General features: G+C 40.1%; 13 protein-coding genes. 3 read left to right on the top strand and 10 right to left on the bottom strand.

The window, feature by feature from the left end; translation table 11 throughout:
* The first annotated feature begins 203 nt into the window (after nt 1-203).
* Nucleotides 204-1,013 carry an enoyl-CoA hydratase gene (gene pecI / locus F931_RS10790; RefSeq protein ID WP_016141397.1) on the top strand — a complete coding sequence of 270 codons (810 nt, stop codon included), beginning with the start codon at nt 204-206 and terminating at the stop codon, nt 1,011-1,013.
* A 65-nt stretch (nt 1,014-1,078) separates the two neighbouring features.
* Here pecI and pcaR read toward each other — a convergent pair whose 3' ends face one another.
* Together pcaR and F931_RS10800 are read right to left on the bottom strand one after the other, a co-directional pair.
* A complete protein-coding gene (gene pcaR / locus F931_RS10795) occupies nt 1,079-1,924 on the bottom strand; it encodes an IclR family transcriptional regulator (protein ID WP_013198245.1) in 846 nt (281 codons plus the stop codon).
* 184 nt (nt 1,925-2,108) lie between these two features.
* Nucleotides 2,109-3,326, bottom strand: a complete 1,218-nt coding sequence (locus F931_RS10800; protein WP_016141398.1) for a CaiB/BaiF CoA transferase family protein — start codon at nt 3,324-3,326, stop codon at nt 2,109-2,111.
* 331 nt (nt 3,327-3,657) lie between these two features.
* On the opposite strand from F931_RS10800, the gene F931_RS10805 reads away from it, so the two are divergent.
* Both F931_RS10805 and F931_RS10810 read left to right on the top strand, forming a co-directional pair.
* On the top strand, nt 3,658-4,809 hold the full coding sequence (locus F931_RS10805) for an acyl-CoA dehydrogenase family protein (RefSeq protein WP_016141399.1): 1,152 nt from the start codon (nt 3,658-3,660) through the stop codon (nt 4,807-4,809).
* Nucleotides 4,810-4,870: 61 nt separating this feature from the next.
* Nucleotides 4,871-6,121, top strand: a complete 1,251-nt coding sequence (locus tag F931_RS10810; RefSeq protein ID WP_016141400.1) for an MFS transporter — start codon at nt 4,871-4,873, stop codon at nt 6,119-6,121.
* 206 nt (nt 6,122-6,327) lie between these two features.
* Here F931_RS10810 and phnX read toward each other — a convergent pair whose 3' ends face one another.
* The 8 genes from phnX to pobA form a co-directional block, all read right to left on the bottom strand.
* Nucleotides 6,328-7,143 (bottom strand): phosphonoacetaldehyde hydrolase, encoded by an 816-nt coding sequence (gene phnX / locus F931_RS10815; protein WP_016141401.1) that lies wholly within the window; start codon nt 7,141-7,143, stop codon nt 6,328-6,330.
* Between the two features lie 33 nt (nt 7,144-7,176).
* Nucleotides 7,177-8,325, bottom strand: a complete 1,149-nt coding sequence (gene phnW / locus F931_RS10820) for a 2-aminoethylphosphonate--pyruvate transaminase (protein ID WP_016141402.1) — start codon at nt 8,323-8,325, stop codon at nt 7,177-7,179.
* A gap of 65 nt (nt 8,326-8,390) precedes the next feature.
* Nucleotides 8,391-9,545 carry a TIGR03364 family FAD-dependent oxidoreductase gene (gene msoX / locus F931_RS10825; RefSeq protein WP_016141403.1) on the bottom strand — a complete coding sequence of 385 codons (1,155 nt, stop codon included), beginning with the start codon at nt 9,543-9,545 and terminating at the stop codon, nt 8,391-8,393.
* Nucleotides 9,546-9,650: 105 nt separating this feature from the next.
* Nucleotides 9,651-11,360, bottom strand: a complete 1,710-nt coding sequence (gene fbpB, locus F931_RS10830) for a putative 2-aminoethylphosphonate ABC transporter permease subunit (protein ID WP_016141404.1) — start codon at nt 11,358-11,360, stop codon at nt 9,651-9,653.
* Nucleotides 11,354-12,556 carry an ABC transporter ATP-binding protein gene (locus tag F931_RS10835; RefSeq protein WP_016141405.1) on the bottom strand — a complete coding sequence of 401 codons (1,203 nt, stop codon included), beginning with the start codon at nt 12,554-12,556 and terminating at the stop codon, nt 11,354-11,356. Before F931_RS10835 ends, fbpB begins: the two co-directional genes overlap by 7 nt.
* 22 nt (nt 12,557-12,578) lie before the next feature.
* A complete protein-coding gene (locus F931_RS10840) occupies nt 12,579-13,616 on the bottom strand; it encodes a putative 2-aminoethylphosphonate ABC transporter substrate-binding protein (protein WP_016141406.1) in 1,038 nt (345 codons plus the stop codon).
* Between the two features lie 91 nt (nt 13,617-13,707).
* Nucleotides 13,708-14,430 (bottom strand): UTRA domain-containing protein, encoded by a 723-nt coding sequence (yvoA, locus tag F931_RS10845; RefSeq protein ID WP_016141407.1) that lies wholly within the window; start codon nt 14,428-14,430, stop codon nt 13,708-13,710.
* 174 nt (nt 14,431-14,604) lie between these two features.
* Nucleotides 14,605-15,819: a 4-hydroxybenzoate 3-monooxygenase gene (pobA, locus tag F931_RS10850; protein WP_016141408.1), complete on the bottom strand. Its 1,215-nt coding sequence runs from the start codon at nt 15,817-15,819 to the stop codon at nt 14,605-14,607.
* Nucleotides 15,820-15,887: the final 68 nt, after the last annotated feature.

A 15,887-nucleotide genomic window follows, 5' to 3' on the forward strand; every position in this document is an offset into this window, starting at 1 on the left:
CATTTAAAGTGATTTAAGGTAAAAATTTCACAATACAAAATTTTATACCACAATATAAAACAAAATAATTGATAACGGAATTATTTTTCGATAGCATCACTTTAATAAGTTTAAATTTTAGACGGCAAGTTATTTGAATAAGTATGAGTTTCCGTAAAAAAGAAACAAATAATTTTCAAATAGTTAATTTAAAGGAATGAATGATGCAACAGGACAATAGAGCTCAAAACGTGCTTAAAACAGGCTCAATTCAACAGTTTTTTGATAAAAATATACTAACGCTCACCATGAGCAATCCCACCAAAAAAAATGCAATTAACTATGAAATGTATGCGACTCTAAGTCTGGCATTAGATGAAGCTGCAACCAATCAAAACGTTCACGTGGTTATACTGACTGGTGAAGGAGCTGCATTTACCAGTGGCAATGATGTCAACGCATTCGAAACACGCGATACAACCTGTTCCGAACCGCCTGCTTCGATTGTTTTTTTAAAAAGCTTAGCAACCTTTCCAAAACCAATTATTGCCAAAGTAAATGGTGTGGCCATTGGCATCGGCAGCACCATGCTTCTACATTGCGACCTTGTGTATGCAAGCCAAAACTCTATTTTTCAGTTCCCATTTGTAAACTTGGGACTGGTACCTGAAGCAGGTTCAAGTTATATCTTGCCAAGATTATTGGGCTTTGCTCGTGCTTCAGAAATTATTTTACTCGGTGAAAAGTTTTCGGCAGATCAAGCAAAGAATTATGGCTTAGTAAATGAAATATTTGAAGCAACTGAGCTGGATCAAGTCGTTGAAGATGTGGCCATTAAACTCGCTCACAAACCAAACCAAGCCTTACAGCTCAGTAAAAAGTTACTAAGAGATATGCCAATTGATGATCTACTCAATCGTATTGATCATGAGTCGACTATTTTCTCGCATTGTTTGCAAGGTTCTGAGTTTAAAGAAGCATTAAGTGCTTTCAAAGAAAAAAGAAAACCGATCTTTCACAAGCAAACAGCTTAAAGTTTGCCTACTAAAAAGCCAGCTTTGATTTTCAAAGCTGGCTTTTATAAGTAAATCAGATTGGTTTAGCTAATCTCGGTGCGAATATTATTCACCATATGTAAAAGACGTGGTGCGATATCTTCTTCAAGCTTTTCACGGTTCATAATAAAACTTGGACCGCCACAGTTAAACACCAGTAAACCATGTTGTTCATGAATGAGTGGAACAGCAACCGAGTTCACGTCTTTATGCCATTCACCGATCGAAAAACAATATCCAAAATCTTGGTAGTCTTTAAAAGCTTTGTCTAGATCACGGTTAATTTTGATCCAGTCTTCTTTATGTTTGCTACGAATAGCATCTAGCAGAAACTCTCTTTCATCTTCAGGCATTGCAGCTAAACATGCACGCCCCATCGAACTTAAATGAATCGGTAAATAGGTTCCAACTTGACGGCGCATGGTCATATTGCCTTTACCTTGTACCACATCAAGATAAATCATATTGAGTCGATCACGTGTTGCCATTGCAACAGCAGCGCCAGCATAGTCTGCCAAATTTTTCATATATGGATGAGCAATAGAGCGAATCGACACGTTAGACAACATGGAATAACCAAATGCAAGAACCCCCACTGAAAGCTGGAATTTGCTTGAGTTAGGTACTTGTTTGATATAACCCAAACGCGACAAGGTATGTGTAAGGCGAGTAATGGTTGGTTTTGGCAAACCAGTCATCTGAGCAAGTTCTTGGTTGCCCAAATGCTGATGCTTAGGCGTAAAACAACGTAATAGCTCTAAACCACGTGCTAATGCAGTAATAAATTGGCGATCATTTTCATCCTGCATGTCTTCAATCGGATGTAATAATTCATGCCTTAACGGCGCTAATAATTTTTCTGTCGGTTCTGCATCTACTGCATCGTTCATTGTCATACCAATCCATATTTTGTTTCGCACTGCGAAAATTATAATCTATTTTTTCTATAAATAGCAAAAGAGCAAACATCCTAGTCTGCGTCTAAAACATAACTTCATTTAACTCGTTAAAGCAAAAGGTTAAATATTTTATTTTCTGTTTTAAATATAATTTTAACCTTCCGCTTTAAGCAACTTATCCAATTACGCCCTTTTCTTTCAACTCAGCCAGTTTTTCTGAAGAAATCACTCGACCTAAAACCGCCTGAGTATGTTCTCCTAACAACGGAGGTGCTGTTTTGTACTCAACAGGTGTTCTAGAGAGTTTGATTGGTGACCCAATTACCTTCAATTTTTCACGTTGCGGGTGATTCATCTCGACCAACATTTCTCGAGCAATCACTTGCGGCTCTTGGAAAGCTTGTTCCAAATTATTAATCACACCAACCGGAACTTTAGCAGCGTAGATTGCATCTACCCACTCATCTGCCGTTTTAGTTAAAAAGTGTTTTGATAAAATCCCGATAATTTCCTCACGGTGTTTGATTCGATCTGCATTTCGGGCAAAACGTGCATCATTTGGTAAATCGGGTAACCCAATACTTCTACAAAGCTGAATAAACTGAGTGTCATTTCCACACGCGATAATAAAATCACGATCAGAAGCTTTAAATACCTGATAAGGCACAATATTGGCATGTGCATTGCCATAACGCTTCGGGATATTACCCGATGAAAGATAGTTCATTCCCTGATTTGCCATTGTGGCAATTTGAACATCAAGCAAAGCCATATCAATGTATTGGCCTAAACCCGTTACATGGCGGTTGAGTAAAGCAGCTTGTATGGCAATCGTAGAATAAAGACCTGTTGCTAAATCGGAAAATGCGACCCCTACTTTTTGTGGACCGCCACCCGGCAAATCATCACGTTCACCCGTAACTGACATGAGTCCGCCCATGCCTTGAATAATAAAGTCATAACCGGGTTCTTCTGCTCTTGGGCCAGTTTGACCAAAGCCTGTAATGGAGCAATACACCAGTTTAGGGTTAATCTCAGATAAAGACTCATAGTCCAAACCGTACTTTTTCAAAGAACCTGCTTTGTAGTTTTCAATCACGACATCAGTGTCTTGAATGAGGGCTTTAATTAGCTCTTGTCCATCAGGACTAGCAATATCGATGGCAACCGATAACTTATTGCGGTTAGTGGACTGGTAATAAGCGGCTTCTTGGGTGTCTTGGCCTGAGTCATTTTTCATCCAAGGTGGCCCCCAAGAACGAGTATCGTCACCGACTTTCGGTCTTTCAATCTTGATTACTTCTGCGCCCAAATCGGCAAGAATCTGCCCACACCAAGGTCCAGCCAATACCCGACTTAAGTCAAGTACCCGAATTCCATTTAAAGCACCCATCTTCATCCCACTATATTTTGTGACTCATTTCCTATTGGAAAATTTATCCATTTAAAATTTCGCATAGCGATATATATTTTTAATATACACAGCTCATTTTAAAAATCAAACTTTAATTTTCCACTAAAAATAATGATTTTTCATAAGAAAATATAGCTTAAATAAATCAATAAATTAGACAAACATAAAACAACAACAAAGTATCGCATTGCGAAATTAATTTTCAAAATATATTGTTTTACGCTCTTCCTTTGATTACTATCGCTTCAAATATTGATGATTTTACGAACATCACATTGATGTTTTTTGCATGTAGTAAAAGGACGAGACTATGATTCGAGATCAGGAAACCTTAGATCAACTTGTTGATATGATTCGGCAATTTGTTGAAGGTGTATTAATTCCTCATGAGAATGAAGTCGCTGAAACGGATGAAATTCCTCAACACATCGTTGAACAAATGAAAGCGCTGGGATTATTTGGTTTAACCATTCCTGAAGAGTACGAAGGTCTTGGCCTAACAATGGAAGAAGAGGTCTATGTCGCTTTTGAATTAGGTCGTACCTCTCCTGCTTTTCGCTCTCTGATTGGAACCAATAATGGTATTGGTTCAAGTGGCCTGATTATTGACGGGACGGAAGCACAAAAATCATTTTTCTTGCCGCGTTTAGCACGTGGTGAAGTGATCAGTTCTTTTTGCTTAACCGAACCAGACGCAGGATCGGACGCAGCTTCTTTAAAAACCAGTGCTGTAAAAGATGGCGATTTTTATGTGTTAAACGGTACTAAACGCTTTATTACCAATGCACCCCATGCTGGCGTATTTACAGTCATGGCACGTACAAATTCTGATATTAAAGGTGCTGGTGGTATTTCTGCGTTTATTGTCGACAGTCAAGCCCCAGGCATTTCACTTGGTAAACGCGACAAAAAAATGGGACAAAAAGGTGCCCATACCTGTGATGTGATTTTTGAAAATTGTCGTATTCCTGCCTCAGCACTCATTGGTGGCGTGGAAGGTGTTGGTTTTAAAACGGCCATGAAAGTACTCGATAAAGGCCGTTTGCATATTGCTGCTTTAAGTGTCGGCGCAGCAACACGAATGCTAGATGATTCTTTAAATTACACCATCGAACGCAAGCAGTTTGGACAACCTATTGCCGAATTTCAACTCATTCAAGCCATGCTTGCCGACTCAAAAGCCGAAATTTATGCGGCTAAATGTATGGTTTTAGATGCAGCCCGCCGCCGTGATAATGGTGAAAACATTAGTACAGAGGCATCTTGCGCAAAAATGTTTGCGACCGAAATGTGTGGCCGCGTTGCCGACCGCTGTGTACAGATTCACGGTGGCGCAGGCTATATCAGTGAATATGCCATTGAACGTTTTTATCGCGATGTTCGTCTGTTCCGTCTCTATGAAGGGACCACTCAAATTCAACAAGTGATTATTGCCCGAAATATGATTCGCGCTGCGTCTTAATCAAATTTTAAGCACTTTAAAACGACTTGAAGTGCTTTCAATCAAATGTAGGTAATGGATTATGGCTACAAATTACAAAGAAGGTCTTTCTCGTATACAACCTCATACGTGGAAAATAGCATTCATTTTTGCTTTTCTGGCCCTATTGGTAGATGGTGCAGATTTGATGCTGCTGTCTTATAGCTTAAATAGTATTAAGGCAGATTTTGGATTAAGTTCAGTACAGGCAGGTATGCTTGGCAGTTTTACATTAGCAGGTATGGCTGTTGGTGGCATTTTTGGGGGATGGGCATGCGATAAATTTGGTCGTGTGCGCATTGTGGTTATTTCTATTTTAATTTTCTCACTTCTCACCTGTGGCTTAGGTTTTACTCAAAGCTTTCTTCAGTTTGGTATTTTAAGATTTTTTGCGTCACTGGGTTTGGGTTCACTCTATATCGCCTGTAATACCCTCATGGCGGAATATGTACCAACACGTTACCGCACAACAGTCCTTGGGACCTTACAAGCTGGCTGGACTGTTGGATATATTGTTGCGACTTTACTTGCAGGTTGGATTATTCCTGATCATGGCTGGCGTATGCTGTTTTATGTTGCCATTATTCCCGTCGTTATTGCTGTTCTCATGCATGTTCTGGTACCCGAACCAGAAGCATGGCAAAAGTCTCGACTACAACAACCTGTTTTGGCACAAAACGCTCCGAAAACTTCAGCATTTAAGCTTATTTTTCAAGATAAACGAAACCGCAATATGTTTATCTTATGGGCGTTAACCGCGGGCTTTTTACAGTTTGGCTACTATGGCGTAAATAACTGGATGCCGTCATACCTTGAAAGTGAACTCGGTATGAAGTTCAAGGAAATGACGGCTTATATGGTAGGTACATATACCGCCATGATTTTGGGTAAAGTTCTTGCAGGCATGATGGCTGATAAATTAGGACGTCGCTTCACCTATGCATTCGGTGCAATCGGTACTGCTATTTTCTTACCTCTAATTGTTTTTTATAACTCGCCAAGCAACATTCTCTATTTACTCATTACCTTCGGCTTCCTCTACGGCATCCCTTATGGCGTAAATGCAACCTATATGACCGAAAGCTTTGCGACAGCCATTCGCGGTACGGCCATTGGTGGCGCTTATAATGTCGGACGTTTAGGCGCTGCCTTAGCTCCTGCAACTATCGGCTTCTTAGCATCCGGCGGATCTATTGGTCTAGGTTTTGTCGTGATGGGTGCAGCTTACCTGATTTGTGGTGTGATCCCTGCTCTATTCATTAAAGAAAAAATATACGACCCACAAAAGTCGTAAAGAAATTCATTACATATATCTATATGTGGTGATGGAACTAACTATTGGAGCATATGTTTAGATAGTTAGAGGAAAAAAGGAGTTTAATCTGCAAGGTTGCTCCTTATTTTCAAATATGTGGAGTTTATTACTCTTCATTTTAATTTTTTAGGTAAGCTTAGCTCCCAAGGGAGCTAAGCTTAAAAATATATTGACCTAAACTATATTTAAGGTCGTTCACCCTGTCCCAAACGGCGTTCAATATCGTCCAGTACATTTGGCAAGTCTGCGACACTATCAATCACATAGTGAGCACCTGAGGCATTCATTTTTCGATAGGCCTTATCTTTTAGAACAATTTGTTCATCAGGCGATAATGCACTCCACTCTTCATAGCTTAAACCGACTTCATTGCCGCTAATCGCCAGTCCTACGGTCCAGCATCCCGCATTTAAACCTTCATCAATACCCACCACGGTATCATCCACTTTTACAACAGTTTTGATGTCTGATACATCAAGTTGAATTAAGTTTTTCCATAACATTTCAGGATATGGACGACCAAATTTCACATCACTGGCAGTAACGATACAGTCCGGTCGATAGCCTTGATCGGCAGCATCCTTAACCAATCGCCCAATCATCATTGATGCATAACCTGTGTTACTACCAATTTTTGCACCGCGGCCTTTAATATTTTCAAAAGTCGCCAATGCACCCGGAATTAAAGCAGAACATGTGGGAATCGATTTTAATTGGTAAGGAATAAAGTCTTTATATAAACGGTCAATATCTACCTCTGTCGCAGGCTGCCCATATACCTCCTGCCATGCTGCTGCTACGCGCGGCATTTTTAAAACGGCAGCAATATGATCACGTTTTTCCAAACCCATTGGTGCACGAGCTTCTTCAACCGTAATTTCAACTTTATTGTCTTTAAATAAAGCCATAAAAGCCAAAATGGGTGCGCGTGAACCAAAATCTACAGTTGTTCCAGCCCAGTCAAAAACCACAGCCTGAATTTGTGTATTGTTCGTCTTCATGATGTTTAACCTTTAATTTAAATGATTTAAAAACTATGCTGTTACAGCGTGCTGTAGATGGTTCTTGCAGTAACTCTCAATGGCAGCAAGAAGCCCTTCAATGTCATGAACATAAACTTCGCCAATATTGCCAATACGGAAACAGTTAAGATCGGTGACTTTGCCCGGATAAATCACGTAGCTTGATTTTTTCAAGGTTTCATAAAAGCTCTGAAAGCTAAATGTTTCAACTGTCGGGTAAAGGAATGTCGTGATAATTGGTGATTGAGGTGCTTGATTGCCTAATACCAATTCAAAACCAAGCTGTTGCATACCTTGCGATAAGGTTTGCTGGTTTTGTAAATAACGTTGATAACGTGCAGCTACTCCACCCTCTGCCTCAAGCTCAAGCAAGGCTTGATAAAATGCACGTACTACATGAGTTGGCGAGGTAAAGCGCCATTTACCGTTATGCTGCTCCATGGTATTCCACTGGTCATATAAATCGAGGCTGACCGAACGTGCCAAACCTTTACACGCTTCTAGGCAATCACGTTTCGCCAAAATAAAGCCAAAGCCCGGCACACCTTGAATACATTTATTCGCACTTGAAATCAGAAAATCAATTTCAAGCTCCGCGATATCCATAGGCACACCGCCAAATGAACTCATCGCATCTACAATCCAGATTTTTCCTGCCGATTTAACTAAACGGCCAATGTCTTGAATCGGGTTTAAAATTCCCGTGGTGGTTTCACAGTGCACACAAGCAACATGGCTAATAGTTTGATCTTGCAAAACACGTTCAATCTCTTGTAAATCTGGTGTTTGGGTTTCTAAATAGTTCAGCTCTATCACTTCAATATTTAGGCAACGCGCCATTTGCACCATACGTGCACCATAAGCGCCATTATTAATAATCAAGATTTTGCCATCACGCGGAATAGCTGACCCAAGCACAGACTCCACCGCAAAACTACCACTGCCTTGCATTAACACAGCCGTATATTTTTCAGGTTGACTGGTTGCCAAATTAACCAATCGAGAGCGGATATCTTGTACAAGCGAATTATATTCTTGGTCCCAAGTACACCAGTCTTTTTGCATGGCACGGCGGACCGTCGCAGATGTTGATAATGGACCTGGTGTCAAAAGCAGATATTTGTTTTCTAAATCCATATCGAGTTGTGGTTGCATGTTCATAAGATTGCTCATTTCGTTCACGTTAATTTAAATATACACCAATCTGGTTTAAACCAGATGACAAACTAGTAAATATTTTGTTCTAATATTTCTTTCATAAATCCAGCCCCTGTGGTCATGCCTTTGCCAGCAATTGCACTCACCAGAAAGATGCTCTTTTCAGCTTCAGTAACACAGGCCAGCTCATGTTCATGGGTGAGGTAATAACCATTCCAACGCTTTTGAATTGGAGGTAAAGTCAGCCCCAGTTTTTCGTGGCAGTAGGTTTGAATAAATTGATTAATGTCTTCGCGTTGCTCAAATTGAGGTGCTTCATCAAGCGGATGGTATTCGTGACTATCACCCACAATCAGTTCACCAAATTCGTTTTGTTTAATCAGAATATGAATCCCAAATTCTTTAACAAATCCTTGTTGTGATGCTTTAATCAGCTCATCATGACTTGGGCAAATTTCAAAGGCTGGATAGCGCGAAATCGACAAACCTGAATAAAGAGAAGCATTTAATTTTTGTTGAAATGGTTGAGTCAGCGCCATTTGTAAGCCACAACGTTTCAGCTTCAAACTTTGCAGCAACTCTGGATATAAAACATCGATGACCTCACCGTGACAGATCAAAACTTTATTTGCTCGATAAATCTGGCCATTTGCCAGACGAACCTGACACTTTTCCTGCTGATATTTGGTTTGTACTACACACGCATTGGTATAAATCTCTACACCTTTTCTTTGTGCATATGCCAATAGTCGCTGACCGATCACATGCGGCTCTATCGAATAATCTTCCTCAAAGATTAAGCCGCCTTGGAACTGCTGCTCAGGATTCAAATACGAAAATTGTGTGGTGAGTTCTTCATGGCTGAGCAGATGAACCGGAATCTGGTACCGGCCTGCACGCTCGACAAACTCATTTAAAACCTGCCATTCAAGTGCAGTGTTTGCCAGATATACGCCTTGTCTTTGCTCAAATGAAATATCGGTTTCAGCCTGAATACGCTGGTAAAAAGAGCGTGTTTCAAGTGCATACTTTCGCCACGGTTGTTCTGGATGGGTTAATGTCGATGTTCCGACCATGCCAAAATTACGGCGAGTTGCACCTACAGGCTTGGTATTTTTCTCAAAAATACACACTTTTAAGCCTTGTTCTTGCGCTTGTATAGCAGCTGACAAACCTAAAATACCGGCTCCAATAACAATTAAATCAAACTGTACGTTATTCATAAGACTTCCAATTTGCGAAATTTAGGATGAACAAACCCTTGCCTTGTTGAACAAAGCATTTCGTTTCAGTCGGTTAAATAAAAATTATATTTAGCTAAACATCACTTAGTGGGAACTTTCACGCCATTGTTGGCTTCTTGCCATGATTTTTCGGGTAAACAACCAATGAATGAGTTTGACAACACATGAGGTCGTTAAAATCAAAATACTCATCGCAACAGCAGCAACCGTATCACCTGCATCATCCATATTTAAAACGGCCACCGCCGCTAAACTGGTGTCTGGTGAATAGAGGAAAATTGCAGCCGATACGGTCGTCATGGCATTTACAAAAACATACACCGATACATCGCATAGCGCTGGGAAACACATAGGCAAATACACTTTCCAAAAGGTTTTCCACTTCGATGTCCCTAGAGCTTGTGCTGCCTGATCAAGCTGTAGCGGAATCTGTTTAATGGCATTGGTTAAAGTCAGATGTGGAACGGTGTAATAATGCACAATGGTTGAAATCACCAAAATGGTCATGGTTCCATACAGCACATTTAACGGGTTGCTTTGCTGGTTAAAAAACAAAATGTAAGCAATACCTAGAACTAGCCCTGGCACTGCAAGAGGTAATAGAACCAAAGCTTGTACATAATTTTTAATAAGTGGATGTGCCTTAAAACGTTCAGTTAATAGTGCCACCATAAAAATAAGTGCCGTGCCCACAACCGTACTAAAAAAGGCCATACGAACCGAGTTAAAATACGCTGCCCAACCGCCGCCATCGACATATTCAAAGCTGTAATGTGTTAAGGTCAAAGACAAATCGTAAGGCCAAGACTGGATAAATGACGCCAAGACTGCTGTTAAAATAATGAGTAAAATCGAACCCGAAACCAAGCTACAAAATAAAGTCAAAACCGTTTCAAGCTTTTTATTACGCGCAGAGACATAAGGTTTAGTCTGAAAAGATTGAAAACGTGCATGGCGTTTGCTTTGTATACGGTCAAAAATGAATACAAACACAGCTGGTAGCAATAATAAGATGGAAATGACTGCACCCATGCTCATGTTTTGCTGACCAATAATCTGTTTATAGACATCAAGCGCCATCATGTTAAATGAACCGCCAATGACTTTTGGAATACCAAAATCTGTTAGTACATAAATAAAAGCCACCAGACTTGCGCTGATAAGTCCATAACGAATTGCAGGTAAAGTCACATGATAATGCGTCTTCCAGACATTTTTACCCAGCGACAAAGATGCTTCAATTAAACGCTGATCGACACTGCGAAAAGAGACCATCATCAGCATTAAAATTGCTGGAAATAGCCAAAAACAATAACTGATTAAAATACCGATTGGGCCATAAATCTGTACATCACCTAATAAAGGCTTGAATACACCTTGCTTGCCAAATAAATAGACTAATGCCAAAGAAGGTAAAAGTGACGGTGCCAAGATTGGTAAAAATGCCACCAATTTAAAGAAGCCTTTGCCTTTAATATTGACATTGGTCAGTGCAAACGCATAAATACTGGCAAGAAAAACTGTAATGACAGTAGCAGTACAAGCGATCCATATAGAGTTAAATACAGAACTGAGTAAAGCGGAACTACCAAAATAATTATAAAAGTTTTCAAGGCCAACAAGATTTTGATTTTCATCAAAAAATGCACTTTGAAACAGCATTATTAAGGGAGCAATAATCGCTAGAGTCAAAGCAATTGCGACGCTCGCTAAAGCAATATTTGACCTTAATGAGTATTCAGTTTTTTGACGCGGCAGTGTTTTTAAAACCGCTGAAGCAGTTTCATTTAACATAGTGCATACCCTTGATCGTCAAAAACATGGATGAGCTGATTAGGCACTTTTATAAACATGAGTTCTTGCAAAGATTTGAACTTTGTATTTTCAATTTCAATTTGCAAAAGGTGTTTTGCCTGCTCAATTCCGTCAATATGAATGGCGCAAAACAAACGACGTTTTGCACCTAAAAATTCAGTGCTTAATACTTTAACTGGCAAATACAGCGATTCTTTGTCACTGCCAAAATCATCTACCAACTCGACAGCTTCGGGTCTAAAACCCATACTGTAGTTTTGCCCCGCTTTTAGCTTTTGCTGCTCCAGATTTAAAGGAATAAAACCTAAAACATTGAGCTGATTCGGTACTGCACAAGTAGCTTTTAAAAAGTTCATAGTCCCAATAAACTTTGCAACGAATTGGGTTTGTGGCTTGTAATAAATATTGTGTGGCGTATCAATTTGCTCAATCACGCCATGATTCATCACCACAACACGGTCAGAAATGCTTAATGCTTCTTCTTGGTCGTGCGTCACCATAATGGTGGGCAAATTAAGCTGCGATTGAATCGAGCGAATCTTTTGTCTTAGGTTCAAACGTACCTGAGCATCAAGTGCTGAAAGCGGTTCATCTAGCAATAAAATATCCGGATTCGGTGCAATTGCCCGAGCGAGCGCAACACGTTGCTGCTGCCCGCCCGACAATTGATTTGGATATTTTTTTGCAATATCGGGTAACTCAATCAGCTCTAATAACTGTTGAACCCTTTGGCTACGCTGTGCTTTATCCCACTTTTTTTTGTCCAAGCCAAAAGCAATATTCTCTTCGACATTTAAATTTGGAAATAACGCATAGTTTTGAAACACAATGCCACAGCGACGTTTTTCAGCACTCAGCAAAGTAATATCTGTTCCCTTTTTTATAACCTTTCCATAATCAGGTTTTTCTAGACCTGCAATAATGCGTAACAATGTGGTTTTACCACACCCTGATGGCCCCAAAAAGCTGACAAACTCGCCTGCTTTCAGGTCTAAATTAATATGCGTGAGGGCCTGAAAGTGTTGGAACTTTTTTTGAATATCCACCACTTCTAAAACCGAAGGGCCATGTTCAGGATATTTATAGGTCGTTAATGTTGACAATAAATGCCCTGCTAACTCGGCTTTTTGGTTTTGACCTAGCAGTGATGATTGCAATGACGAAGGTATTTGCATAATGAGGCCCTTATTCAAAAGATCACTTTTCAAAACGCTTTGACCATTCAGCCAAAATACGTTCACGCTGTTCGGCCGCCCAATAAAAATCATTTTTTACAAGCAGTTGAGGAAGGTTTTTCGGGAAACTCATGGTGGTATTTTCAATACCTTTATAAGCGACCATTGAAAAGTTATGCGCATAAGCTTCATTTGCCGCTTTGCTTACCGACCAATTAATAAATTTTTGTGCGCTACTTAATTTCTTGGTTCCTTTCACAATTGCTGAGGCTTCCATTTCCCAACCTAACCCTTCAGTTGGATAAACCACTTCCAAAGGTGCGCCATCTGCTTTTAATTTAAATGCTGGATAACCGAAAGAAATACCAATTGGAATTTCGCCTTGTGCGGCCATTTTGCAAGGTTTTGAACCAGAATGAGGATATTGCGAAATGTTTTTATCTAAAGCCTGCATATAGTCCCACGCCTGCTTTTCACCCCAGATCTGCATCCAAGCAGTCACATCTAAATACCCCGTACCGCTTGATGCCGGATTTGGCATCACAATTAGGTTTTTATAAATCGGGTTGGTTAAATCTTTCCAAGTTTTTGGAATCGGTAACTTACGTTTTTCTAATTCGACTTTATTTACACAGATTGCAGATTCCCATGCATCCATACCCGTCCAAGTCGGTACAGGTTTTTGACTTACAAATTCGGGTTTTAAATTTTGGACACCTTCAGGTTTAAAAGGCTCAAGCATGTCTTTCTTTTCCATGACCAGCAAACTGGTTAAAGCCACACCAAAAATCACATCCGCTTGTGGGTTTTTCTGCTCTGCCAAAAGTTTAGCGGTAATTACACCAGTTGAATCTCGTACCCATTTTACTTTTAGCTCTGGATAAGCTTTGTGTAATTCTTCTTGGTATTGTTTAAGCTGGTCGGCTTCCACTGCCGTATAGACTGTAATTTCTTCTGAGTTTTTTGATGTTGCTGATGAACATCCCATTTGAAAAGCGACCACCACTCCTAAAACTGATGCAGTGCCAAGTTTAATTGTCTGTTGAACATACTGTTTCATCTGCAAACCATCGAATGCAATTATTTGATGATCTTATTTCAACAGGTTTATATGACAGTTTGATTAATCTGGTTTAAACCAGATTGTATTTTTATGCTCGTGCTTCGAAATGTAAATCTAAGACATCGTGTAGCCAATATTCTTGGTCAACATCGGTAATCACGCCCTTTTCATTTCTGTTACTACGGCAAATATATAAACCGAGTGCACCGACATTGACATGAAGCGCTTTGGCCTGTTGTTCCGATAGAGCTGTTGGATAGAGGTTAATGTCGGCTCTGGTGATATGGCAGTTATATTCATTTGCCATCAGTAAAGTAATGGATTGCTTGAGATCATGAGTTAAAAACTCAGGAAAAAGCTCTGCATTCACACGTAAATGTTCAACCAACACAGGACGTCCATTAATACAGCGACGACGCCAAACTGAATAAATCGGATGCCCTTTTTCAACTTTTAAATGCTTGGCATCCCAAGAAGTGGCCTGAGTCAGCTCACTGGAAATCACTTCGGTCGAAGGTTCATAGCCTTGTTCAATCACAAACTGGTTAAAGTTTTTTGTCGATTGAGGGTGATAAATAATACGTGGAGAACGAACATACCAACCACGGCGGTCTAATCGATAAATCAAACCATCAGTTTCCAAAGCCAGCAAAGCTTCACGTGCAGCCACGCGAGTGGTTTGGAATTGCTCAGATAGCACTCTTTCCGATGGGAGTTTTGCATGAGCGTCTAATACACCAGATTCAATGTCATGGGCAATTGCATCGCGAATAGGAATATATTTAGGTATGCGTGCTTGGTCCTGTTCCATACAAACTTAGAATTTATAAATAAAGAAATTAATAACAATATACTGAAAAAATATGACAAAAGCTTTTATTAATGCTGATCTTTTAAGCAAAGCGCACCGCATCTCAGACTTTTTCCAACTAAATTTTTCCATAGAAAAAGGGCATCTATGTGCCCTTTTATCTTTTTTTAATTATTAACTCGCATGTTTAAAACTATCAATTTGCTTAATCTCATAAGGCAAACCGACATAGTTTTCGGCTAATGTAGTTTTACCCGCAATCGAACCGAGTACATAACTTAGCTCTGCTTGCTTAATCTTATGATCAAACTCACCTTCAGTTTCAAAACGATGCAGCAAGTGAGTCATCCACCAAGAAAAACGCTCAGCTTTCCAAACACGTTGTAGGCATTTTTCAGAGTATTCATTTATACCTTGTTCTGAACCCTCCACATAATATTCAACAAGTGCGCTTGATAAGTAAGCAATATCAGAGGCAGCGAGGTTGAGACCTTTTGCACCTGTCGGTGGAACAATATGCGCAGCATCACCTGCTAAAAATAGTTTCCCGAAACGCATTGGCTCAGTCACAAAGCTACGTAACGGCGCGATACTCTTTTCAATAGAAGGTCCTGTCACTAGCTTTTCACGGCTTTCAGGGTCTAGGCGGTTTTTTAACTCATCCCAAAATTTTTCATCGGACCAATCTTCGACGTGATCAGTTAAAGGGACTTGTAAATAATAACGGCTGCGCGTTTCTGAACGCATACTGCATAAAGCAAAGCCACGTTCTGACTGTACGTAAATGAGTTCATCGGCTACAGGTGGAACATCGGCCAATACGCCTAACCAGCCAAACGGATAAACTTTTTCGAAGGTTTTAATTTTATCTTCGGGCACGCTGGCACGGCAGACGCCATGATAACCATCACAACCTGCTATAAAGTCACACTGAATTTGATAGGCTTTACCTTGGTACTCAAACTCAACTTTCGGCGCCGTGTAGAAATCTTTCACCTGTACATTTTGAGCTTCATAAAATGAAGTGAGTTGTGCTGCTTCACGGGCAGTCATTAAATCTTTAGTCACTTCGGTCTGACCATATACGGTCACTTGTTTTCCGCCCGTGAGTGCTGCTAAATCAACCCGATGCAATTCACCGTTGGTTAAGATTTCGATGCCCGAATGCGGTAATCCTTTTTCTTTTAGGTTTTGGTCAACGCCTGCTTGTTTCAGCAAGTCGACCGAAACTTGTTCTAAAATTCCTGCACGAATCCGTGAAGCCACATATTCAGCACTACGTTGCTCAACAATAATATGATCGATGCCAGCTTTATATAAAAGTTGCCCAAGCAATAACCCTGCTGGTCCAGATCCAATAATTGCAACCTGTGTCTTTAAAATATCCATAACTTCATCCTTGTTTCATCCTGACTTTTAAATTACTGGCTTTAAGTTTTGTTCACTATGTATTCAAG

The organism is Acinetobacter pittii ANC 4050, from assembly GCF_000399685.1.
In the GTDB taxonomy this organism is placed as follows: Bacteria; Pseudomonadota; Gammaproteobacteria; order Pseudomonadales; family Moraxellaceae; genus Acinetobacter; species Acinetobacter pittii_E.